General features: G+C 64.5%; 22 protein-coding genes. 13 read left to right on the top strand and 9 right to left on the bottom strand.

The window, feature by feature from the left end; all coding sequences use genetic code 11:
• Nucleotides 1–9: 9 nt before the first annotated feature.
• The 3 genes from AC07ZS_RS20405 to AC07ZS_RS20395 form a co-directional block, all read right to left on the bottom strand.
• The gene (locus AC07ZS_RS20405) at nucleotides 10–759 is read right to left on the bottom strand and encodes an electron transfer flavoprotein subunit beta/FixA family protein (RefSeq protein WP_494800358.1); all 750 of its coding nucleotides are present in this window, start codon (nucleotides 757–759) and stop codon (nucleotides 10–12) included.
• Between the two features lie 24 nt (nucleotides 760–783).
• A complete protein-coding gene (locus AC07ZS_RS20400) occupies nucleotides 784–2,565 on the bottom strand; it encodes an acyl-CoA dehydrogenase (protein ID WP_494800357.1) in 1,782 nt (593 codons plus the stop codon).
• 157 nt (nucleotides 2,566–2,722) lie between these two features.
• A complete protein-coding gene (locus AC07ZS_RS20395; RefSeq protein WP_494800356.1) occupies nucleotides 2,723–3,424 on the bottom strand; it encodes a nitroreductase in 702 nt (233 codons plus the stop codon).
• Nucleotides 3,425–3,897: 473 nt separating this feature from the next.
• Between AC07ZS_RS20395 and AC07ZS_RS20390 the strand changes: the two genes are divergently transcribed.
• Complete coding sequence (locus AC07ZS_RS20390; RefSeq protein WP_494800355.1) at nucleotides 3,898–4,926, top strand: AraC family transcriptional regulator; 1,029 nt, start codon at nucleotides 3,898–3,900, stop codon at nucleotides 4,924–4,926.
• Between the two features lie 22 nt (nucleotides 4,927–4,948).
• Here AC07ZS_RS20390 and AC07ZS_RS20385 read toward each other — a convergent pair whose 3' ends face one another.
• A complete protein-coding gene (locus AC07ZS_RS20385; protein WP_494800354.1) occupies nucleotides 4,949–5,647 on the bottom strand; it encodes an SDR family NAD(P)-dependent oxidoreductase in 699 nt (232 codons plus the stop codon).
• Between the two features lie 289 nt (nucleotides 5,648–5,936).
• Here AC07ZS_RS20385 and AC07ZS_RS20380 point away from each other — a divergent pair, with 289 nt between their 5' ends.
• The 12 genes from AC07ZS_RS20380 (at nucleotide 5,937) to AC07ZS_RS20325 (ending at nucleotide 18,438) form a co-directional block, all read left to right on the top strand.
• The gene (locus AC07ZS_RS20380; RefSeq protein ID WP_494800353.1) at nucleotides 5,937–6,968 is read left to right on the top strand and encodes a helix-turn-helix domain-containing protein; all 1,032 of its coding nucleotides are present in this window, start codon (nucleotides 5,937–5,939) and stop codon (nucleotides 6,966–6,968) included.
• A 146-nt stretch (nucleotides 6,969–7,114) separates the two neighbouring features.
• The gene (locus tag AC07ZS_RS20375; RefSeq protein ID WP_494800380.1) at nucleotides 7,115–8,260 is read left to right on the top strand and encodes an acyl-CoA dehydrogenase family protein; all 1,146 of its coding nucleotides are present in this window, start codon (nucleotides 7,115–7,117) and stop codon (nucleotides 8,258–8,260) included.
• On the top strand, nucleotides 8,257–9,327 hold the full coding sequence (locus AC07ZS_RS20370) for a CaiB/BaiF CoA transferase family protein (RefSeq protein ID WP_494800352.1): 1,071 nt from the start codon (nucleotides 8,257–8,259) through the stop codon (nucleotides 9,325–9,327). The genes AC07ZS_RS20375 and AC07ZS_RS20370 overlap by 4 nt, the downstream gene beginning before the upstream one ends.
• Nucleotides 9,324–10,991, top strand: a complete 1,668-nt coding sequence (locus AC07ZS_RS20365; protein WP_494800351.1) for a long-chain-fatty-acid--CoA ligase — start codon at nucleotides 9,324–9,326, stop codon at nucleotides 10,989–10,991. The genes AC07ZS_RS20370 and AC07ZS_RS20365 overlap by 4 nt, the downstream gene beginning before the upstream one ends.
• Before the next feature lie 27 nt (nucleotides 10,992–11,018).
• Nucleotides 11,019–12,200: a thiolase family protein gene (locus AC07ZS_RS20360; RefSeq protein WP_494800350.1), complete on the top strand. Its 1,182-nt coding sequence runs from the start codon at nucleotides 11,019–11,021 to the stop codon at nucleotides 12,198–12,200.
• Nucleotides 12,197–12,997, top strand: a complete 801-nt coding sequence (locus AC07ZS_RS20355; RefSeq protein WP_494800349.1) for an enoyl-CoA hydratase/isomerase family protein — start codon at nucleotides 12,197–12,199, stop codon at nucleotides 12,995–12,997. The genes AC07ZS_RS20360 and AC07ZS_RS20355 overlap by 4 nt, the downstream gene beginning before the upstream one ends.
• A 30-nt stretch (nucleotides 12,998–13,027) precedes the next feature.
• Nucleotides 13,028–13,810 carry an SDR family NAD(P)-dependent oxidoreductase gene (locus AC07ZS_RS20350; protein WP_494800348.1) on the top strand — a complete coding sequence of 261 codons (783 nt, stop codon included), beginning with the start codon at nucleotides 13,028–13,030 and terminating at the stop codon, nucleotides 13,808–13,810.
• 43 nt (nucleotides 13,811–13,853) lie between these two features.
• On the top strand, nucleotides 13,854–15,044 hold the full coding sequence (locus AC07ZS_RS20345) for an ABC transporter substrate-binding protein (RefSeq protein ID WP_494800347.1): 1,191 nt from the start codon (nucleotides 13,854–13,856) through the stop codon (nucleotides 15,042–15,044).
• A gap of 16 nt (nucleotides 15,045–15,060) precedes the next feature.
• Complete coding sequence (locus AC07ZS_RS20340) at nucleotides 15,061–15,828, top strand: ABC transporter ATP-binding protein (protein ID WP_488835968.1); 768 nt, start codon at nucleotides 15,061–15,063, stop codon at nucleotides 15,826–15,828.
• Entirely contained in the window at nucleotides 15,825–16,541 is a 717-nt protein-coding gene (locus AC07ZS_RS20335; protein WP_494800346.1) for an ABC transporter ATP-binding protein, read from the top strand. Before AC07ZS_RS20340 ends, AC07ZS_RS20335 begins: the two co-directional genes overlap by 4 nt.
• Before the next feature lie 17 nt (nucleotides 16,542–16,558).
• On the top strand, nucleotides 16,559–17,431 hold the full coding sequence (locus tag AC07ZS_RS20330) for a branched-chain amino acid ABC transporter permease (RefSeq protein WP_494800345.1): 873 nt from the start codon (nucleotides 16,559–16,561) through the stop codon (nucleotides 17,429–17,431).
• 2 nt (nucleotides 17,432–17,433) lie between these two features.
• A complete protein-coding gene (locus AC07ZS_RS20325) occupies nucleotides 17,434–18,438 on the top strand; it encodes a branched-chain amino acid ABC transporter permease (RefSeq protein ID WP_494800344.1) in 1,005 nt (334 codons plus the stop codon).
• A gap of 305 nt (nucleotides 18,439–18,743) precedes the next feature.
• Here AC07ZS_RS20325 and AC07ZS_RS20320 read toward each other — a convergent pair whose 3' ends face one another.
• The 5 genes from AC07ZS_RS20320 to parA form a co-directional block, all read right to left on the bottom strand.
• A complete protein-coding gene (locus AC07ZS_RS20320; protein WP_494800343.1) occupies nucleotides 18,744–20,702 on the bottom strand; it encodes a DUF3363 domain-containing protein in 1,959 nt (652 codons plus the stop codon).
• Nucleotides 20,703–20,973: 271 nt separating this feature from the next.
• Complete coding sequence (locus tag AC07ZS_RS20315) at nucleotides 20,974–21,537, bottom strand: S26 family signal peptidase (protein ID WP_494800342.1); 564 nt, start codon at nucleotides 21,535–21,537, stop codon at nucleotides 20,974–20,976.
• Nucleotides 21,534–22,115, bottom strand: a complete 582-nt coding sequence (locus tag AC07ZS_RS20310; RefSeq protein ID WP_494800341.1) for a DUF2840 domain-containing protein — start codon at nucleotides 22,113–22,115, stop codon at nucleotides 21,534–21,536. The genes AC07ZS_RS20315 and AC07ZS_RS20310 overlap by 4 nt, the downstream gene beginning before the upstream one ends.
• Nucleotides 22,112–22,384, bottom strand: coding sequence for a chromosome partitioning protein ParB (locus AC07ZS_RS20305; protein ID WP_494800340.1), 273 nt, complete (start codon nucleotides 22,382–22,384; stop codon nucleotides 22,112–22,114). The genes AC07ZS_RS20310 and AC07ZS_RS20305 overlap by 4 nt, the downstream gene beginning before the upstream one ends.
• Nucleotides 22,381–23,019 (bottom strand): ParA family partition ATPase, encoded by a 639-nt coding sequence (gene parA, locus AC07ZS_RS20300; RefSeq protein WP_494800339.1) that lies wholly within the window; start codon nucleotides 23,017–23,019, stop codon nucleotides 22,381–22,383. Before parA ends, AC07ZS_RS20305 begins: the two co-directional genes overlap by 4 nt.
• Nucleotides 23,020–23,195: the final 176 nt, after the last annotated feature.

The raw sequence follows: 23,195 nt of genomic DNA, 5'->3' as shown, positions 1-23,195 counted from the left end.
GTTGAAGATTCAAATGACCTTCGCTTCGTTCTTCAGCTTGTCCACTAGGGCAGCCACGTCTGGAACCATGATCCCCGAGCCACGCCTGGCGGGCTCGGCGACATTCACGGTCTTCAGGCGCGGGGCCACATCGACGCCCAGATCGGCTGGCGTGATCGTTTCCAGCGGCTTCTTCTTGGCCTTCATGATGTTGGGCAGCGTCACGTAACGCGGCTCGTTTAGGCGCAGGTCGGTGGTAACGACCGCCGGCAGACTCACTTCCAGCGTCTCCAGGCCGCCGTCGATTTCGCGGGTGACCTTGGCCTTGTCACCAGCCACTTCGACCTTGCTGGCGAAGGTGGCTTGGGGCAGGTTGGCCAAGGCAGCCAGCATTTGGCCGGTCTGGTTGCAGTCGTCGTCGATGGCCTGCTTGCCCAGGATCACGAGGCCGGGTTGTTCCTTGTCGATAAGAGCCTTGAGCAGCTTAGCCACAGCCAGCGGCTGTAGTTCTTCATTGGACTCGACCAGGATGCTGCGGTCGGCACCGATGGCCATGGCGGTGCGCAGCGTCTCTTGGCATTGGGACACGCCGCACGAGACGGTGACGATCTCCGTTGCCGCGCCTTTCTCCTTGAGCCGAACGGCCTCTTCGACGGCAATCTCGTCGAAGGGGTTCATGCTCATCTTGACACTGGCGATGTCCACGCCGCTGCCATCGCTCTTGACGCGGACCTTGACGTTGTAGTCAACCACCCGCTTGACGGGAACCAGGATTTTCATCGGAGATCCTCCTTTCAGGATCATTCAGAGTTGATCATCCGCCAGGGCCAGCGTGCTGGCGGCGCCGCCCGTGACGATGTCGCGCAACATCGGCACCTGCACCAGGACATGCGCCGCGTAGTGGCTGGCCGTGGCACGCTTAGCGCCGAGAAAGCTCGCATCGCCCGATCTCGCCGCGAGTTGCGCAGTGGCGGCTTCGGCCATGCGCGCCGACAGCCAGCCGCCGATCACCGTGCCCGCCAGTCGCAAGAAGGGCACGGCGCCCGCCGCGCACTGCGCGGGTTGGTCGTCGTGGGCCAGCAGCCAGTCGGCCGCTTCCTCCAGCGCATGTGCCGAAGCCGCTAACACGCTTCCGATCCGCGCCAACGCGGCATCCGGCATCTCGGCCAACCGCCGCGCATCGCGGTCGATGCGGCCAAGCAGCGCCTTCAGCGTGCGCCCGCCCTCGCGCGCCAGCTTCCGGCCAATCAGGTCGTTGGCCTGGATGCCCGTCGTGCCTTCGTAGATGGTCGTGATGCGCGCGTCGCGCAAGTGCTGGGAGGCGCCGGTTTCCTCGACGTAGCCCATGCCGCCATGCACCTGCACACCATCGGACGTGATGCCCTGTGCGCTGTCGGTGCACCAGCCCTTGACCACCGGGATCAGCAGGCCGACCAGGGCCAGTGCTTGTTCGCGCTCTTGCGCGTCGGCGTGGCCTGCGGCTCGGTCCATCTGGCCGGCGCAGAAATAGGCCAGTGCGCGCATAGCCTCGGTGCGGGCCTTCATGTCCATCAGCATGCGCCGCACGTCTGGGTGGCCGGCAATGGTGGTGCTGCCGCTGAGCAGTGGCTTGCCTTGCACCCGCTCCAGCGCGTATGCGCGTGCGCGCTGGTATGCGCGCTCGGCGATGCCCACGCCTTCGAGGCCAACGTTCAGCCGCGCATGGTTCATCATTGTGAACATGCAGGCCAGCCCCTGGTTCGGCTCGCCGACCAGGTAGCCGATCGCGCCCCCGCCGTCGCCAAAGCTCATCGACGCCGTGGGGCTGCCGTGGATTCCCATTTTGTGCTCGATGGAGGTGCAGGCCAGGTCGTTGTGTTCGCCCAGGGAGCCGTCGTCGTCGACCAGGTACTTCGGGCACAGGAACAGCGAGATGCCTTTCACGCCTGGCGGTGCATCGGGCAGGCGCGCCAGCACGAGGTGGACGATGTTCTCGGCCATGTCGTGCTCGCCCCAGGTGATGAAAATCTTGTTTCCGCTGACGCGGTAATGGTCGCCTTCGGGCACGGCGCGGCTGCGCAGCGCGGCCAAGTCGGAGCCTGCCTGGGGTTCGGTGAGGTTCATGGTGCCGGTCCAGCGGCCCGCGACCATGGGCTCCAGGAAGCGGCGCTTGAGTGCGTCGCTGCCATGGTGCGCAATGGCTTCCACCGCGCCCAGCGTGAGCATCTGGCACAGGCTGAACGCGAGGTTGGACGACTTCCACATCTCCAGCACGGCTGTGGACACCAGCGTGGGCAGGCCCTGGCCGCCCCATTTGGTGGCAGCGGGCATGCCGTTCCAGCCGTTCCCGCAGAAGCTGGCCCAGGCTTCGCGAAAGCCATCGGCTGACGTGACCTGGCCGTCGTGCCAGCGCGCGCCCTGCACGTCGCCTGTGCGGTTCAGCGGGTCGAGCACGCCGGTGGCGTAGTGGGCAGCCTCCTGCAGGATGGCCTCGACTAGGTCGAGCGTGGTTTCTTCATGGCCGGGCTGGGCACAGATCGCATCCAGGCCACCGACTTCCCTTATCGTGAACAGCATGTCGCGCAAGGGCGCGGCGTAGGTAGACATTGATTACTCCTCTTTGTGGGTTCAACCCGTCAGCCCCATAAGGCATACATCCATGCTTGACCCTACCCACTAGGACAAGGCCCGGTCGATCAACCGCTTCAGGGCGGCTGAATTCATCAGGCGGCTTTCGACGCAAGTACTTGGTATGACAAGATTTCTAAAAGCCGCTGAAGCGTGCGAAGTTGTCGACCGGCTCACGCTCTGTGCGCACGCGGTTCACCACGGCCGCGGGGTCGGCATAGCCCAGTGCCATGCCGCACAGCACCATTTGCCTGTCTGGGATTTGCAGGGCTTCAGCCAGAAGGCGCGGGTAAAGGCTCCAAGCCATCTGCGAACATGTATCCAGGCCTCGTGCGCGGGCCGCCAACATGATGTTCTGCAAGAACATCCCGTAGTCCACCCAACTGCTCTGGACCATGCGCCGGTCCAAGGTGAAGATCAAACCGACCGGCGCATCGAAGAAGGCAAAGTTGCGTGCATGTTGAGCGCGCATGGCATCCGTATCTCCCTTGGAGATACCGACCGCGGCGTAGAGAGCAAAACCGCATCGGCGCCGCCTGGTCAGGTAGGGCTCGAAGAACTCGGCCGGGTAAATGTCGTATTCGGACTGGTGCTCTCCCTCTTCATGGTGAAAGGCGTGCAGTACACGGTCGCACAAGCGCTTCCTCGCATCGCCCGCCACAGCAATAACTTGCCACGGCTGGGTGTTGGTGCCACTGGGCGCGCTGGCTGCCACCGACAGAATCTCGGCTACCGCTTCTTGCGGCACGGGGGTCGGCAGAAAGGCACGCACGGAACGACGTTCGCGGATCACCGCATCAATCAACATGTCGCGCAAAGGCGCTGCGCAGACAGACATTCACTCTCTCCTGGTTGCTGAGCTATTCGGGTAAGCACACCGACATGCCGTTGCTAAAGAAGCATTCGTGCGAATGCATCGATGCCGAACGTCCATGGGGCGTCTCCTGGGTGTACTAACAAGCGGTATTCTGGGCACTCGGCCCGTGCGCGTCTTGCCCGCCAGTGCATGGCGAGTTGACTTTGTATGTACAAGGCAAAACCCGGCTGACAGCGGTCGGACGTTCGCATGAAAGGGTGGCGAGCGGCCACGCGATGCATCATGAGTAGCGCTTTGTTGGCTGCATCCCGAGTCGAACTTGTTCGGTGAAGGCTTCGAGTCATTCCATCGCCAAACCATGCCATGACTTTGGTAGTGCATAGCTTGTGCTAAGCGCAAGATGATCGGGGGCATAGCGACGTTCCATCGGTTTGCGGGCCGCTTTCTTGGTGTAAATTCGAATTCAGCGCAAGCTATCGTTGCTCCCTTTAACTATGTTGAAACCCGTCGTAACGGTTCCTGTTTTCGCCGTGCATGGCCTGCTCGACGGCGCGCGCAGCAAAGGACTGGCCACCGAGTCCTGGCTGGATGGCGTTCTGGCGCAGGCCCGCATCGCCGAGTCGCTGCTGCATCTGGAGCAGTCGCGTGTGACCATGGAGCAATACATCGCACTCTTCAGTGCTGTGAAGGACAGCTTGGACGACGAATGCCTAGGCTATCTACACGGTCGGCCGTTCCGCTGCGGCAGCTTTGCGCTGATGGCTCGCTCTACGCTCGGGGCCAAGACGCTGGCAGCCGCCTTGCAGCGCTTGAGCGCATCCTTCACCCTGCTGCAGGACGACCTGTCGCTTGTGCCCGTCTCTGATGGCTTGCTCAAGGGTGCTGCGCTGGACGTGCGCTGCGCTGCGGGCGAACATTCCGACTTCCTGCAAGGGCTGCTGTTGCGCGTCTTCTGGCGTCTGCTGGTATGGCTGCACGGCGGTCGGCTGGTGCCCAGAGGGCTCGATTTCGCCTTCGAGACACCGCCGTGTGCTGCGGACTATGCCCAAATCTTCTCAGGCACGTTGCGGTTCGGGCAGGCGCGGTCGGCGATCTGGTTCGAGGCATCCGCATTCGCGCAGCCGATGCGCCGTGACACCGCCGCGCTCCAGACCTTTTTGCACGCCGCACCGGGCAACCTGATCGGCCCGCGCCTGATTGAGCGGACGGCTAGCGCGCGGGTGCGCGCACTATTGCAGCGAGCGTACCCAGAGTGGCCCGATCTGACTATTGCCGCGCAGCGCTTGCATATGTCGGTCAGCGCACTGCAGAGGCATCTGGCCGTGGAGGGTAGGTCCTTTCAGGTGCTGAAGGACGAGTTACGGCGCGACATGGCGATCATTCGGTTGACCAGCACCGATGCCGCGCTGAGCGCCATCGCCGCCGAGTTGGGGTTCGCGGACAGCACTGCCTTCCAGCGGGCCTTCAAGTCATGGACCGGCAGCACGCCAGGTGTCTATCGTTCCCGCACCCAAAAGACGTAGCACTGCTTCGACGCGTTCGCACTCAAGGCGGCGAGCACAGATGCCCGCCATCCACTGGTACGCAGGCGCCGGTCATCCACGACCCGGCCTCGGTCGCGAACAGCGGGAAAAGACCGTTGAGCTCCTCCGGCTTACCCGGGCGGCGCATCGGGATGCGCTTGATAAGCGCCTTGCCATGGTCGGTATCCCACATGGCATCGGTCATCTCGGTGTCGATGTAGCCCGGCTCGATGGCGTTGACGCGAATGCCGTGGCGCGCCCATTCGAGTGCCAGGCTCTTGGCCATGTGCACGACTGCAGCCTTGGACGTGGCATACAGCATGGCGCCCAGCATCACGCGCTCGCACAGGATCGATGCGATGTTGACGACTGAGCCTCCCCGCCCCGCATCCACCCAGCGCTGTGCGGCACGCGTGGCCACCAGCCACACGCCGCGCACGTTGGGCTCCATCAGCGAGTCGAAGTCGGACGCCGATAGCGTGAGCGACAAGGCGTCGTCGATGGACTGCTCGGAAGCCACATCCATTTCCAGCATCGAGACCTGAGGCGAGCCGAGCTTTTCGAGCTCTTGGGCGAGCTTGTCGCGCCGCGCCTTGCGCCGCGCCCCAATCACCACCTTGGCCTTGCAACCAGCAGCCAGCCGGGCGAAGTTCTCGCCCAGGCCCGACGAGGCCCCCGTGACCAGCACTCGCTTGCCTGCCAGCATTGCACCCAGATCCATCATCGTCTCCTTGCATCTTCAGTTCGCCGTCGATGCCGGGAGGTCAGCGCAGGGTCGCTCGGCTGCGGGGTTGCCTCGCCCCCCCCACATCCGCCGAAAGAGGCGCCTTGTCAGTTGATCGAGACCATCCGTCATTGCCGCGCCAAGCACCGCTGCCTACGATTGCCTTTATGCCTTGGGCACCCTGAGCGCCGCACGAATGCACGCCACGGTGTCGACGCTCCGGTCCCGATGGACTGCGGCGTCCAAGAGCAGATTCAGGAGACGATAAGTGCAGCAACAGTCACCCATGGAATGGTCCATCGACCGTGCGCCCATTGAGGGCAGGATAGATGCGACGGAAGCGATCCTCAAGGATTCCTTCCAGCGCTGGAGTCTTTCCTCCCCGGCGAAGGCAGCTGCATTCCGGACGAAGTTGCGGGGGCACGAATTCGCCGGGGCCTCCTTGGTATGCACCGTCACTGGTCCTTGTGTCGCCCAGTCTCCTCCTGGGCATTCGCCATTCGACAATCAGTTCTGCCTGGGGCTGCAGCTTAACCTGGGCGGCCGAGTGCAGCTGCAGCATTGGGACGCGCCAATCTGCGAGGGCGACATGTTCCTCTGGCGTACCGATCAGCGGCAAGCCTATGAGGTGCTGGAACGAACCCACAGCGTGTCGTTGATGATTCCCTGGCAGCTCATGCGTGAGCATCTACCGGGCCGCAAGCGGCCGCCCGCAGCCTGCCGAATTGACAGCCACACAGGCGTGGGCTCACTGCTGTGCCAACACCTGATGGGGTTGGCCAAGGAGATCGGCGCCGTGCCGCCCTCTGCCCACGTCGCCCTATGCCGCATGGTGATCGGGCTTCTGGACCTCGCGTTGCCAGAGCCGGAGAGCACCACTCGATTCACGGCCATGGCCGCGTTGCGCGAACGAGCACTGGCCTACATCGCCCAGCATTTTCAAGAGGATGACCTGAGTCCGGCACGCATCGCCGCGGCGCACGGCATTTCACTGCGTTACCTTCATGCGCTGTTTGCGCAGGGCGATACCACGGTGGTCGGCCACATCCTGGAAAGCCGATTGCAAGCGTGCTGGCGGTCACTCGTCGACCCGGCCTGCCGGCATCTGCAGGTCTCGACGATCGCCTTTCACTGGGGCTTCAACTCAACCAGCCACTTCTGTCGCGCGTTCAAACAACGCTTTGGGGTGTCGCCCAGCGATGCACGGGAAATGACTGCTCACGGCTCCGCCATTGCCATGGTCGAGTCGGCCGGGTTTTCCCTTGCACACGCAAAGTCAACTTGCCATGCACTGGCGGGCAAGACGCGCACGGGCTAAATACCGACCATATGCCCTAGACAGCCTGAGAACGCAGAGATTCGACGCTTCGCTGCCCCCTTGTGGATGTGCGGGCATGACCCGGGGCCACATTGCTGGCCAAGTTTTCAAACCTTCACCGTACCAACTTTCTGAGGAGCGCTTCCATGCTGCCGCAACTGCACCGCCAACCCTGGATGGACAGCGATATTGAGACCTTTCGCGACCAGGTTCGTCGCTATATCGCCGCCGAAATGGCGCCGAAGTTGCCTGGCTGGCGCGAGCAGGGCTACATCCCGCGCGAAACCTGGCGGCCCTTCGGCGAAATGGGTTTTCTGCTGCCCGAAATGCCCGAGGCTTACGGCGGCGCCAGTGCCAGCATCGCCTACCAACTGGTGGTGCAGGACGAGCTGACCAAGGCCGAAATGCCCAACAATGTCACGGTGCACAGCATCGCCTCGCACTACATCATGGACTTCGGCACCGAGGCACAGAAGCAGCGCTGGCTGCCCAAGCTGAACAACGGTGAGATGCTGGCCGGCATCGCGATGACCGAGCCAAGCTGTGGAACGGATCTCAAGGCCATCGCCACCCGCGCGCGTCGCGATGGCGACCACTACGTGATCGACGGCGCCAAGACCTTCATCACCAATGGCTTCACCTGCAACCTGCTGATCGTGGTTGCGCGCACCGGCGAAGCGGGGAGCCGGGGCTTGTCGCTGATCGTGGTGGAGACCGAAAACCTACCCGGGTTTCGCGTGGGCCGCCTACTCGAAAAGATTGGCATGCCGGCGTCGGACACGGCCGAACTCTTCTTCGACGAGGTGCGTGTGCCGGTTGACCAGTTGCTGGGGGGCGTCGAAGGCCATGGATTCAAGCAGTTGATGAGCCAGCTGCCCTACGAGCGGATGTCCATCGCGGTGCCAGCGGCGGCCGTCATCGACCGAGCCCTGGAGCTGACCATCGAATACACAAAGGAGCGCAAGATCTTCGGCGCGCCGTTGTTCGACATGCAGACCACGCGCCACAAGCTGGCCGAGCTGGCCACCATCGCCCACGTGGTGCGCACCTTCGTCAACGACTGCACGCAGCGGCTGCTGGACGGAACGCTCGACGACGAGGTCGCGTACATGGCTAAGTGGTGGTGCACAGAACAGCAGTGCCGTGTGACCGACGAATGCTTGCAGTTGTTCGGCGGCTATGGCTTCATGGCCGAGTACCCGATCGCGCGCATGTACGCGGCCTCGCGCGTGCAGAAGATCTACGGCGGCGCGAACGAGGTCATGAAGGAACTGATCGCGAGGAAGTTGTGAACGCGCCGCACACGCTGCGGACGCCGCTAAACGGCATCCGCGTGGTGGAGTTCGAGGGCCTCGGGCCGGGCCCGCTGGCCGCCATGATGCTGGCCGACATGGGCGCCGAGGTGATCGTGCTGACACGGGCCGAGCAGGCTGCTGGAGCGCAGCTGCTGGGCGGAGCGGCGAAGAATCCGCTGCACCGCGGCAAGACGGTCGAGGTCATCGACCTGAAGTCGGCCGACGGCAAGGCGCGCGCCCTGGCGCTGATCGCCCAGGCCGACGCCTTGATCGAGGGCTATCGCCCAGGTGTGATGGAGCGGCTGGGCCTCGGTCCCGCCGAATGCGCTGCGCGCAACCCCCGGTTGGTCTACGGCCGGATGACGGGCTGGGGCCAGGACGGCCCGCTCGCCCAGGCCGCTGGCCATGACCTGAACTATGTCGCGTTGACGGGCTTGCTGTCGCTGTCTGCGCGGAGGGGGCAGGTGCCTATCGTGCCGCCCTCGGTACTCGGGGACGCGGCGGGGGCGCTGGGCCTTGCCTTTGGCGTCGCCTGCGCGTTGGTCGATTCGCGCGCCACCGGTCAAGGCAGGGTCGTGGACGCGGCCATAGTCGACATCGTGGCCATGCTGGGCACGCTGGTGCACTGGATTCGCGCCAATGGGCAGATCGATGGCGCGCAGCCGAGTCCGTTTCACGATTCGCCATTCTATGACGTGTATGCCTGCGCCGACGGCGGCTTCATCAGCCTCGCGGCGGTAGAGCCCGCATTCCACGCACTGCTGCTGTCAAAGCTGGGCCTGACGGACGTCAACCCTGCCGAGCAGTACGAAACTGCGAAGTGGCCAGCGCTGAAGGAACGCATCGTGGCCCTCATCCGCAGCAGGCCCCGGGCGCACTGGTGCGAATTGCTCGAAGGCAGCGACGCCTGCTTTGCGCCTGTGCTCAGCTTGGCCGAGTCAGTTCGGCATCCGCACAACGCGGCAAGGGGCATCTACCAATCCACCCCCTCCGGCGCCATCGAAGCGGCTCCGGCCCCACGGTTCCAGGCTCTCAACGCAACCACTCAGGAGACAAAGAAATGACAGCTACCACCCAGCTCGTTCGCGGATGCCCGTCCACCACGGGTAACGAGCGCCAGCTCAACACTACGACGCTGATCCGGCACGCCGCGCGCACCCACGGGGACCAGGAGATCGTCTACCGCACACCCGATGGCGGCTGGGATCGCTACACCTATGCCGAGTGCTACGCGCGCGTCTGCCGCAGCGCCAATGCACTGCGCGCACTAGGCGTCGAGCCGGGCGACCGGGTCGGCATCCTAGACTGGAATAGTCGGCGCCACTTCGAGCTGTACTGGTCCATCCCCGGCCTGGGCGCGGTCATGCTGCAGATGAACCTGCGCCTGGGCGCTGAGGACTTGGGCTATGTGGTTGGCCACAGCAAGGTGTCTTACGTCTGCGTGGACGAGTCCTTGCTGCCGATCGCCGAATCCGTTGCAGCGAACTCCCCCCAGATCAAGGGCTGGATCGTCATGACCGACAAGCCGCTGGACCAGATCAAGACCACGCTGAAGCCGCTGCTGCACTATGAAGACCTGATGGCCGCTGCCGACACGAAGATCGACTGGCCCGAGATTGACGAAACCTCGGCTTACAGCGCCTGCTATACCACCGGCACCACAGGCAAGCCCAAGGGCGTGTACTACTCGCACCGCGGCATCTACTTGCACTCCACGGCCATGGCCACTAATTTGGGCATGACGCTGGACGACTGCGTCATGCTCATCACGCCCATGTTCCACGGGCAGTGCTGGGGCCTACCACAGGCCGCCACGCTGCTGGCCGACAAGATCGTGTTGCCGGGCCGCTACGCTGCCGAAGACACCAAGCCGCTGGTTGACGCCATGATCGCCGAGGGTGTGACTATCACCAATGGCGCGCCGGCCATCTTCCAACCGATGCTGCAGTACATCGAGACGATGCCGGTCAAGCCGGACTTTGGCCGCATGCGCATGCTGTCTGGCGCCTCCGAGCCGCCGCTGTCGATGATGATCGGTTTCTACGACCTCACGGGCGCTGAGGTGGTGCACGCCTACGGCGCCACCGAAGCCACGACGCTGGTGACCGTCAACCGTCTCAAGCCCACGTTGAGTAAACGCTTGACCCAGGACGAGCGGTGGAATCTCAAGCGCAAGCAGGGCCTGGTCCTGACCGGCGTGGACATCCGCATCCTCAATGCCAACGACCAGGACCTGCCGCACGACGGCCAGTCGGCCGGAGAGATTTGCCTGCGCGGCCCCTGGATCACGACCAGCTACCACGACATGCCCGATTCTGGCGATCGCTTCTTGGAGGGCGGGTGGTGGCGCTCGGGCGATGTCGGCACGGTGGACGAGAACGGCTACCTCAAGGTCACTGACCGTATCAAGGACGTGATCAAGAGCGGCGGCGAATGGATTTCTTCCATCGACATGGAAAACCTGCTCATGGGCCATTCCGCCGTGCGTGATGCCGCGGTGGTCGGCATTCCTCATGCGAAGTGGCAGGAAAGGCCGCTGGCCCTGGTGGTGTTGAAGCCTGGCCAGCAGGCAACCCAGGAACAACTGCAGGAACACCTGACCAGCGCTTTCGCCAAGTGGCAGTTGCCCGATCAGGTCCTGTTCGTCGAAGCCATCCCCAAGACCAGCGTCGGCAAGCTCGACAAGAAGCGCATACGCGCCGAGCATGCGGGCCGCTACGCAGAGTGAGCCACCCTTTTGCTACAGGAGAACAACATGAATGACCAAGAACCCGTCATCGTCGGTGCTCTGCGCACCCCCGTGGGAAAGCGCGGTGGGCGCTTGCAGAAATGGCACCCCGTCGATCTGCTGGGCGAGACGCTACGCCAACTGGTCGAGCGCTCCGGCGTCAACCCCGCAGATCTGGACGATGTGATCGTTGGCTGCGTGCTGCAGTGGGATCAACAGCACGGCAACCTGGGACGTCATGCCGTATTGGCAGCGGGACTGCCCGAATCCGTCCCGGCTGTGACGGTTGACCGGCAATGCGGCTCCGGCCAGCAAGCGGTCAGCTTTGCCGTGCACGGTATCCAGGCTGGTGCCTACCAACTGGTTATCGGTGCCGGGGTGGAGTCGATGTCGCAGGCTCCCATGCCGCCTTCGTTCAAGCCCGGCGCGCCGCTGGGCTCGCAATACAGCCCGCGCGAGCTGGCGCGCTACCAGGAAAACCCGCTGCTGCCGCAAGGCGTCTCGTCGGAGTTGATGAACAAGCGCTTCGGCCTTACGCGAGAGGCCCTGGACGCTTTCGCCGTGCGCAGCCATCGGCGCGCCATCGCGGCATCGCAGGCTGGCCGCGTCAAAGACCAACTGGTGCGACTGAACGAGGACCCGGCCGACCCGGACAGCCCGATCATCACCACCGATGAGGGCATGCGCGCGGACCCCAACCCCGAAAAGATGGCCACGCTCAAGCCCGTGTTTGCCGCAGACGGCGCCACCACGGCCGCCAACTCGTCGCAGATCAGCGATGGAGCCGCTGCGCTGCTGATCGCCAGCCGCGCCTATGCCAAACAGCATGGCCTGGTGCCGCGTGCGCGCTTCGTCAGCACTGCCGTGGCGGCAGCCGACCCCGTCATCCAGTTCACCGCTGTTCTCGATGCCACCCGCAAGGCGCTGAAGGAATCGGGTCTGAGCCTGGCCGACATTGACCTGTTTGAAGTCAACGAAGCCTTTGGCGGAGTGCCGCTGATGTTCCAGCAGGAATTCCGCATTCCGGACGATCGCCTCAACGTCAACGGCGGCTCGGTGGCGATCGGCCATCCGCTGGGTTCCACCGGCGCGCGCATGCTCACCGACCTGCTGTACGAGCTGGAGCGCCGGGGCGGCCGCTATGGCCTGCAAACCATCTGCGAGGCCTCGGGCACGGCCAACACAACCATCGTCGAGCGACTGGCATGAGCGTGGCCAACATGAGCGAATCCAGCGAAGTGCTCGTCAGCCGCGAAGGCGCCATCGTCACGTTGACCATCAACCGCCCCCGTGCGAAGAACAGCTTGAACCGCACGGTATTCGATGGCCTGCGCGCACAGCTTGCGCAACTGCGCGACGACGATGCTGTGCGAGCCGTCGTCATCACCGGTGCCGAGGGCGTGTTTTGCGCAGGAGTTGACATCACGGCGTTCGAGGTGCTGCGCGCCGCGCCACTGATGGGCGATCGCGGACCGACGGGTTGGGACTTCTTTTCGGAATTGGGGAGATTTCCAAAGCCTGTCATTGCGGCGGTCGAAAAGGTCGCGCTGGGCGGCGGCACGGAACTGGCGCTGGCTTGCGACATCGTGATCGCCGGCGAGTCCGCCAAGTTCGGCGTGCCGGAAGTCAAGCTGGGCGCCATTCCCGGCGCCGGTGGTACCCAGCGCCTGATCCATGCCATCGGCAAGTCCAAGGCGATGGCCCTGCTGCTGACCGGCGATTTCATTGACGCCCGCAAAGCCTGCGACGTCGGCATCGTCGCCGAAGTGACGGCCGACGGCCAAGCCCTACCGACGGCGTTGGCGATGGCCAGCCGGATTGCGGCCAATTCGCCACTGGCCGTGGTTCTGGCGAAAGACGCGGCTTTGGCCAGCTTTGAAACGCCGCTCGCGCAGGGCCTGGAGCATGAGAAGCGCAATTTCTTCGTCGTTTTGCGTTCGGCCGACAACCTGGAAGGGCAAGCGGCATTCTTGGGCAAGCGTGCCCCCAATTTCACTGGCCAATAACGCCTGTCTGTCCTCTATCAAGGAAAAGCCATGAAACTGAATTCCGACATTTCTGCCGTCATCACCGGGGGGGCTTCCGGTCTGGGAGCTGCCACGGCCCGACTCTTGGCGAGCCACAGCGTCAAAGTCGCCATCTTCGACATGAACGAAGCCGTCGGCCAGGCTATGGCAAGCGAGCTTGGCGGCGTTTACTGCAATGTGGACGTGATGTCCGAGGAGCAGGTGGACGCAGCCTTCGCCAAGGCCCGCGCCGCGATCGGGCAGGAACGCATTCTGGTCAACTGCGCCGGCACTGCCGATGCCGTCAAGACTGTCAGCCGCGACAAGAAAACCGGCGAAATCCGCCCATGCGCGGCAGACCGTTTCAATCGCATCATTCAGATCAACCTAGTGGGCACCTTCCGCTGCATCGCAAAGTCAGCTGCGGGTATGTTGACGCTCGCGCCGCTCGCCGATGGCGACCGCGGCGCCATCGTCAACACCGCTTCGGCCGCCGCGCAGGACGGCCAGGTCGGCCAGGCCAGCTATGCGGCCAGCAAGGCTGCAATCGTGGGTATGACCCTTCCAATCGCGCGCGACATGATGGACGAAGGGATTCGGATCAACACCATCATGCCGGGGATCTTCGGTACACCGTTGCTGTTGAGCCTGCCAGACAACGTCAAACAGGCGCTGGCGGCCAGCGTGCCCTTTCCCAAGCGGTTGGGTGACCCCGGTGAATTCGCGCAGGCCGTCGAATTTCTCGTTACTTGCGGCTACATGAACGCCGAGTCCATTCGTGTGGATGGTGCCATTCGGATGGCGCCGCGCTGACGTATCAATTTACCTGACCCATCCAACCACAACAGGAGACATCATGCAGAAAAGACAATTCATCACCATGCTTTCCAGCGCCATGCTGGCGGGCGTTTCTGGTCTGACCCGCGCGCAGGGCGCGGGCATCCAAGGCGTGACGGACAGCGAGATCAAGATCGGCTCGACCCTCCCGCTTAGCGGCCCGGCCGCAGGCTATGGCGCCGTCGGCAAGGCCATGTCTGCATGGTTTGATCTGGTAAACGCTGAAGGTGGCGTGAATGGGCGCAAGCTCAAGCTAGTGCTGGCCGACGATGGCTACAGCCCGCCGAAAACCCTGGAGCAAGTGCGCCGCCTGGTGGAGCGTGAGCAGGTGGCTTTCATTGCGGGTCAGATAGGCTCGTCCACCGGGCTGGCGGCGCGCAGCTATCTCAACAACGCCAAAGTACCGCAGCTCTTTGTTACGTCCGGTGCCGCCACGTGGTTGGACGATGCGGCCAAGTTCCCCTGGAGCATGGGCTGGCTGCCCCTGTACACCGACGAGGGGCGCATTTTGGCCAGACACATTCTGCGGACGCGGCCGAACGCGAAGATCGCCATGTTCTACCAGAACGACGATGCAGGCAAGGATGTGCTGCGCGGCATGAAGGAGGTTCTGGCAGCCGCCGGAAAGCCGCTCGTGCGCGAAGAATCGCACGAGGTGTCCGATCCGACGGTGGACTCGCAGATCGTCTCCATGCAAGCCTCGGGCGCGGACGTTCTTGTGGCGTGGGGTTCGCCCAAAGCCACCCTCCAGTCGCTGCGCAAGGCCCATGACATCGGCTGGCGGCCGACGATCTACATCAACCCGAGTGCATCTTCGGTGCCCATGGTGCTGACTCCGGTGGGGCTGGACAAGGTCAAGGGCGTCATGAGCGCCGCGTTCCTCAAGGATCCGGGCGATCCGACCTGGAAGGACGACTCCGGGCTCCAGGCCTGGCATGCTTTCATGGACAAATACAACAAAGGCGCGGCAAAGGAGTACCTTGCGGTACTCGGTGCTTCTATTGGACAAACGGTGGTGCAGTTGCTCAAGCAGTGTGGTAAAGACCTCTCGCGCGAAAACATCATGCGGCAGTCGCTCAGACTGGACATGGAGTTGCCCATGATGTTGCCGGGCCTGCGCATCAAGACCAGCGACGCCCGCCCTCACCCGATACCGGACATGCGCATCCAGCAGTTCGACGGTACGAGTTGGAAGGTGATGCCGTCCTGACGAGGCGAGCGCAGCGATGAACCCCATTCTTTCCGTACGCGATCTGACTATCCGCTTTGGCGGCGTCGTTGCGCTCGACGCCTTCTCGATGGACGTACCCGAGGGCAGCATCTTTGGCTTGATCGGGCCTAACGGGGCCGGCAAGACGACCTGCTTCAACTGCATTAGCGGCTTGTACCGGCCCACGCGCGGCAGCGTGCGCTTCGGTGGCACCGAACTGACGCGCCTGCCGCGCCACGGCGTCGCCCGGCTGGGCCTCAGCCGCACTTTCCAGAACGTGGCGCTCTACCCGTCTCTCCCGGTACGCGAGAACGTGATGGTGGGCGCGCACGCGCGGCTGCCCGTTTCCATGCTGGGTGCCGCGCTGCGCTCGCCCGCCGTCCGCGCGGCCGAGGAGGAGATTGCGCACTCGGCCGACGCGGCGCTGGCCACGCTGCGGCTGTCCGCTTATGCGGACCGGGGCGTGGCCGAACTGCCGGTGGGTATCCAGCACCGCGTGGAAATCGCACGGGCGCTGGTGACGCGGCCCAAGCTGCTGCTGCTCGACGAACCCGCCGCTGGCCTCACCGCTGGCGAGGTGGACGAGTTGCGTGAGGTGCTGCTGCGCCTGCATGAGGAATTGAAACTGACCATAGTGGTCGTGGAGCACAACATGCGCTTCGTGATGAAGACCTGCTCCGACCTCGCGGTGTTGAGTTTTGGTCGCAAGCTCGCCCAGGGCTCGCCCGAGGATATCGCCAACGACGCCGCCGTGATCGACGCCTATCTGGGGGGTGTTCTGTGACCCAACGACTTGAAATGCGTGGCCTTGCGGTGGCCTACGGCCGAACGGCGGTGGTTCATGGCATCGATCTGCACGTTCAGGCGGGCGAGATGGTGGCGCTGCTCGGCGCCAACGGCGCGGGCAAGACCTCCATCCTGCGCGCGATCAGCCACCAGCAGGTGACGGCCACGGGCGCACTGCGCTTCGAGGGCCGGGACATCATCGACATGCCCGCGCCCGCTATCGCCTCGCTGGGCATCGCGCACGTACCGGAAGGTCGCGGCACCTTCGCGGATCTGACGGTGCTGGAGAATCTGCGCGTAGGTGCAATCCACCGCCGCGACAAGGACTGCATCGAGCAGGACATCGCCCGGATGCAGACGCTGTTTCCCAAGCTGGCCAGCCGCTCCAAGCAGACGGCGGGCACGCTCAGCGGCGGCGAGCAGCAGATGCTGGCCATCGCCCGCGCGCTGATGATGCGCCCCAAGATGCTGCTGCTGGACGAGCCTTCGTTCGGCATCGCTCCGCGCGTGACGCAGGAAATCTACGAACTCCTGCATCAGTTGCGGGAAAGCGAGCATCTCACGGCGCTCATCGTGGAGCAGAACGCCCAAGTCGCGCTTAACTTGGTCAACAGGGCCTATGTGCTCGAAAGCGGGCGCATTACCGCGCAAGGCACCGCCGCCGAACTTCGCGAAGACGATGCTGTTCGTCGCAGCTACCTCGGCCACTAATCCACCAGAGATTCACCATGCAAGCATTCCTTCACCAGATCGCCTCGGGCCTAGCGGCAGGCGGCATCTACGCTAGCCTCGCCATCGCGCTCGTGCTTATCTACCGTTGCACTTCGTCCATAAATTTCGCACAGGGCGAATTGGCGATGTTCTCTACCTACATGAACTGGGCACTGGTTCAGGCTGGCGTGTCGTGGTGGGTGGCCTTCGCCATCGTTGTCGTGGGTGCCTTCCTGCTCGGGCTCGTACTGGAGCGGGTCATTTTCCAGCCCCTGCGGCACAAGCCGGTGCTCTCGGTCGTTGCTGCCAGCATCGCGCTGCTCATCATCCTCAATAGCCTGGTCGGCTGGCTGTTCGGACATGAGATGCAGGAGTCCGCCACGCCGTTCGGTGGTGTCCTCCGCCGCGCCGAGCCCTTTCTCTCTGCCCATGAGGTCGGCGTTCTGCTCTTCACCCTTGCCGAGCTGGCAGCGGTGTTCGTGTTCTTTCGCTTCACCCGCTTCGGCTTGGCGATGCGTGCGGTGGCGGTGAACGCGCCGTCGGCAGAGCTATCGGGCATCAGCACCAACAAGGTGCTGGCCGTAGGCTGGGGCCTTGCGGCGGTGGCCGGTGCCGTAGCAGGGCTGATGGCCGCGCCCATCGTGTTCCTGGAGCCGTCGATGATGATGAGCCCGCTGATCTACGCGCTGGCGGGTGCGTTGCTGGGTGGTATTGCCAGCCCCGTGGGGGCCGTGGCCGGGGGCTTCGCCATCGGAGTGCTGGAGAACCTGCTGGGCGCATATGTGGTTGGCAACGATCTGAAGCTGACCTGCATCATGCTTCTGATCATCGCCATGCTGGTGTTGCGGCCCGCCGGCATCTTCGGCAAGACGGTTCAGGTGAGGGTGTGAGCATGAACACCCTGAACACCCCACTCACCACCTGCCCGGCGGCATCGCCCGCTTGGTTGCGCTGGGCGGCCTTGGCGGCCGGGCTCACGCTGCTGGGCTGGTCCTTTGGCTGGCAAAGCTACCAGTTGTATGTGATGACGCAAGTGTTGATCTACGGCATTGCCATCATGGGCCTGAACTTGCTTACCGGCTACACGGGCCAGATCTCGCTCGGCCACAGCGCCTTCTTCGCCATCGGTGCCTATACGGCGGCGGTGCTCTCGCACCAGCTGGGCTGGCCGTTCTACGTGGGCGTGCCGGTGGCGATGGTGCTGTGCTTCGCGACTGGGTTTCTTTTCGGCTTCCCGGCGCTGCGGCTGCCTATGCTCTACTTGGCACTGTCAACCTTCGCGGTGGCTGTAGTGACGCCGCAGGCGCTCAAGTGGAGGAAGATCGAGTGGCTGACCGGCGGCGTCGCGGGGATCGTCCTTGAAAAGCCTGTGTTCCCAGGGGCGCTGGCCGACCGGGCGGACTGGGCCATCATGGCCTGCGTTGCTGCCTGCGCGCTGTGCGCCTTCCTGCTGGCTCGGCGGATCCTCGGCTCGCAGTTCGGCCGCCTTGTGGACGCCTCGCGCGACCAACCGCTCGCGGCGGCGGCGGGCGGGCTCGACATTACCGCTCTGCGCACGCAGATGTTCGGCCTCAGCGCGTCGTTCACTGGCTTGGCCGGTGCTCTGAGCGTGGTGGCGGGCCAGTTCGTGGCGCCCGAGAACTTTCCCTTCCTGCTCTCAGTGTCCCTGTTGGTGGGTAGCTTCGTGGGTGGGGTGCGGAGCCTGTGGGGCGCCTTCCTGGGAGCCGCCTTCATCGTGCTCACGCCCAACTTGGCCGAGAGCCTGTCGCAATCCGCCCCGTGGATGATCTTCGGCTTCGCACTGCTCGCAATGGTCTTCCTAGCCCCCAATGGCTTGAGCGGCTGGATCACCGGCCTCTGGCGCAGCCGTGCAAATTCCTCATCCACCCAGCCCTAGGCGCTTTCCATGCAGCCGTCTTCGTCGGGGGTACGGGCATGACCCGTTTCGGCAAGCATATTGACCGCAGCCTCAAATCGCTCGCCGCCAATGCGATCGGCGAGGCCGCGCCGATGCGGGCATCACTCCGTCCCAACTGCAGGGGGCCTACATGGGAAACGCCGCCGCTGGCGTGATTACCGGCGAGGTGCTGATCCCCAGACAGGTAGGGCTGCGCAGCATTTGCATCGGGCGCATTCCGGTCGTCTACATCGAGAGGGCTTGTAGATGGATCTGTGCAGTGGGTGTTCGATATGCTGTCGGCTTCAGACAACAGACAAACCTTGCTGCCGTCGGATTTGCCAGGATACGCGGCCGTCATGTACCTGCGCAGAAATCAGCATACCGAGTCGTTGTTCGATGACAGGACTCCATGGCACCAGGCGAAACTCCATGCCGTCATCAAGCATAGCGTAGCGCCCGCTGGCCAGCATGACGCTGCGGCGGTAAATACCCGCCACGCGCTGGCCGTCGGCCATGGGCCGGTGCTCCAGGCCAGTTTCGGCGGCCAAGTCTTTCGCGGCATGCGCTACATTCCGGCTACGCAGCGTTGCCAGCAGGTTGCGCGCCAAGATCACCCGCTGCCCCCGCCGCTCGGCCAGCCCCTGTTCGGTTAGAAAATCAACCCTCTGCTGCAGCGCGTCCTTGACCTCGCCACCAAAGCCCTGGTTACCCAGCCCTTTGCCACTGCCGATCAACTGCTGGTCCAGCCAGGTTGCGCCGATCACGCGGGTCTGCTGCTCAATGGTCAGATGCGATTTCAGATCCACCACCACGCCACCGCCGAGGCGTTGCGCGTCGTACTGGAGGCCTCGCTCTGCCAAGTCGCCAGTAACGCGCCAGACGCCTTCAGCCTCTCGCTCAACGATGCCAGCGCGGCGCAGGGCTTCCAGTCGGCGTACATGCGCCGCCACCATCTCTCGTGGGGGGCGTTCGGGAGTAGCCTGCGCTCGCGCGACGGCCAAGTGCTGATCGGTACGGTACACGCCATCGACGGCCAGCGCAGCAATGTTTCGGTCGAATGTGCGCGCGCCGGTCGAGCCTTTCACTTCCACCACGGCCCCGGCCGGGTACTGCTCCAGGTCCGCTCGCCGCGGTAGCGCGACGTAGTGCGCCTTGCCGTCGATCCCGTCAATTACCAGATAGCCTTTGTCGTACAGCTCGTCGGCCAACCCCTTGCCGGCAACACGACCGACAATGGCGCGACCATCCTCGTCGGCCTGGAACATGGCCAGCTCGCGCTGCCTGCCGCCCATGGCGCGCTGCATGGTGCGGATGATGTCGCCACGCTCGCCCATGGTTCGCAACGTGGATTCGGCGTCTGCGTGGATGGCCCATGTGCCGGATTGTTGTTCGGTTGCCAGGCCCATGCGCTGCAAGTGCTGCAGGCGGCCAATCAGCATCTGTCGCTGACGTTGCAGCCGGGGTACGGCCAGTGTCTCCGGCATCACCAAGCCGTCCTTGGCCTCGCGCTGCAAGGTGCGATCCAACCCCGTCAACCGCTCCTGGTCGACTTCGCGCTGCATGGCACGCTGAATCTCCAGCTCGGTGCACGGGCCCAGCCACTCGGTCGCCAGTTCAGCGGCCCGGTGGCGCATCCCCTCGGCGATGTAGTCGCGGGAGATGATGAGGTCTTTGCCGGTGTCGTCCCTGCCGCGCAGGACGACGTGCGTGTGCGGGTTGTCGGTGTTCCAGTGATCCACCGCCACCCAGTTCAGCCGAGTGCCCAGGTCGGCCTCCATGTGCGCCATCAGGTGTCGGGTGTAGGCGCTTAGGTCGTCGATCTGTTCGGCGTCTTCGGGTGAGACGATGAAGCGAAACTGGTGCCGATCTTCGCGCCCGAGTTCCGCGAATGCGGCGGTGTCCGCCGCGTCGGTTGTCGGGCCGTAGGCGTGGCCCGGACCGCCGTGGCGATTAACCCCTTCGCGCTCGATGTAGCGCAGGTGCGAGGCGGTCGAACGCGGTCCGGCCTTGGCCAGATTGAGCAGCCGCGCCTTGATAGTCACGCGCCGGGCATTGGGGGTGAGTGAGGCTCCGGCGAAGCGGGCCGCGACGTGGCCACGCCCCAGCCGGGAGCCGGGGCGCTGGCCGGCCTTGCCGATCGACTTTTCGTGCTTGGCACCGGCCTTGTTGGTCTCGCGCAGCACCTTCTTGATGAAGGCGTCGCCGCGCTGTTTCGGCGCACCAGGCCGGATGCGAAAACGATCTTCGTCGCGGCTGCTCATGGGGAGGCTCCATCCAAAGCTATCGCAGTACGGCGAGTGAAACACGCGCTTTCACCAATGCTGACATGGCATTGCGCACTCTCGCGGCACTTCGCTACCCATTGGCGCGTGCCGCGCCACCCCCACGTGCAGACTGGCTTTCCGAGCGGCCGGGTGCCGCGACCTTTTATCTTGCCCTGCATCTTTCCCCGTGCACCTGTGCCGTACACCGGGACGGCGGGCACGGTGCGGCGATGCACTGGCGGCTGCGGCGACTGCCGTCGCGCGGCCGTCATGGCTGGGCCTCCAGCCACAGGGGATGCGCGATGCCGATCACATCAACGCTGCGCACCGGCCCGAAGTAGCGACTGTCGAAAGACGCCGGATTTGTTGCGCTGAGCAGGAACACTTCGTCAGCCCGCAAGCGGCGGCATTGCGGCCAGCCGTGCAGCGGGCGACCCAGGCGGTCCGCGCGCAAGGTGGTTGCCACAGTGTGGCCGTCGATGCGCAAGGCCTGGCCAATGGTGCACACGCGTTGTGGCGCCACAGCGCCCACGCGTTTGAGCAACGGAACCTGCAGCGGCAGGTAGCCGCGCTGCGCAGCCAGTGCAGCGGCGTGGGCAGGAAGGCGGACAAGCACGATGCTGCCGACCTGCAGCGGTGCGGGCTTCGGTGTGGTGTCAGACGCAGGCTGTTGCAGCATCGGATCGATGCGGTACCAGCCCACGGGCACGCTGTCAGATGGGTTGTAGACCAGGCGCGGCAAGGGCTTTGCGAACGAGGCCCACGCGAGTGCAGCCAATGCGACGGCCGCTGCGCTGCCGAGCGCAAGTGTGGAAGCACGCGAGCTGCTCATGGCAAGTCCCTCGCTGCCCGTGTTGCGGCGTGGCGGTTGGCGCTGTATGCAGGCAGTTGAAGTCGAGCGACCGACGGTCCGGATGTCCATGCTGCGAGGCGGTTGCCCAGCGTGCCCCAGTACGCGGCGGCGACGGTGCAGGCGTCGATGCCTTGAGCCTCGATGGCGTCGATCTGCTGCAGCACGGCGCGCACCTTCAGTTCGCCTTCTACGTGCAGCAACACGCGTGCTCCCGGTCGCACGCCGGGTAAGCGCTGCATGGTGTCCAGTGGCGTGCCGGCCTGCAGCACCATCAACTGCCACAGCGTCGTGCCATGGTCGTTCGCCTGCCAGCGCACCCGGCAGAAGATGGCAGACGGATTGAAGATTGCGCAGCGACGCCAGTGGTCGAGTTGCAAGGTGCGTTCGGGCTGCCCAAAGCGCAGGTAGAGGTTGAACCGCTGGTGGACGTAGGCCAGCGAGACGCGGGTCTGCGGCGGGGTTCCTGCCGGGTTGTGTTGCAGCGGAAGAGGTCGCGGCAGCGGCGAATGCGCTGCGCTGGGCGCAACCGTGCCATCGGGCGTGGTGTGCATGTTCATGGGGATGTCTCCGAACGGGATTCCGGGAATTCGCGCTCCAACAGAGCGCGCAGCAGTTCGGCCACGGTGGTGCCCTGGGTGAACGCCGAGACCTTGATGCGTGCGCGCATGGCGGGCGTCACATCCAGCGTCAGGCGGGCGGTGAACAGATCGCCTTTCTGCAGCGCCTCGCCATCACCCTGGCGTACCCAGGCATCGGCCTGCGGGTTGGCGGGTGGGCGTGCGCCGATGGCGATGCGTTTGCCGCGCGGCGGGTGTTCCGCAGTCATGACGGCCACCGCAGCAGTTCATCGACCAGGGCGGTCACCTCGCGTGCGGCCGCGCTTTCGGGTGCGGTTTCGCAGGCCAGCCGGCCGGCGGCCACACTGTCGGCGAACACGATGCGCTGGTGCACCTCCGAGCGCAGCGCGGGCAGCGGCTGCTCGGCCAGCGCTTGGCGCGCTTCTCGACCGATGACGGTGGTGCTGACGCGCCGGTTGATGACAAATGCCGCGCGCAGCGCCGGGCGGAACACCTGGGCCTCCCGGATCAGCGCCACCATTTCGGCGCTGGCCCACAGGTCGTAGGGACTGGGCTGCACCGGAATGACCACGCGGTCGGCCGCCAGCAACGCGGAGCGCGCCAGCGCCGCGATGCGCGGCGGGCCGTCGATGACGACGTGATCAACCCGCCGGGCCAGCTCGGGCGCTTCTTGGTGCAGGGTCTCTCGGGCCAGGCCCACGGCGCTGAACAGCCGGGGCAGGCCCTGCTGGCTGCGGCGTTGGGTCCAGTCGAGTGCCGAGCCCTGCGGATCGGCATCGAGCAGCACCACCTGATGACCGCGCAACGCGAGTTCGCCCGCAATGTGGGTAGCCAGCGTCGTCTTGCCCACGCCGCCTTTCTGGTTGAGCAGGGCGAGGATCACGGCGTGGTCCCTTCTGCTCGAAGCATGGCGACAGCTGCGTGCCGTTTGGCACTTGTCCACCGAAACAGCGCGCTCTCACCACCAGTTAGATGGATTTTGTTAGGGCTACGCTGAACAAGTTGAGAGGTGGCGCGAGGTTTGCATGTATCGAGACACCAGAGACACGAAGGTGAAGA

The sequence above is a fragment of the Hydrogenophaga sp. GW456-12-10-14-TSB4 genome (assembly GCF_059424305.1).
The sequence above is the reverse complement of the archived record's forward strand: the minus strand, read 5'-3'. Positions and strand labels throughout refer to the sequence as shown.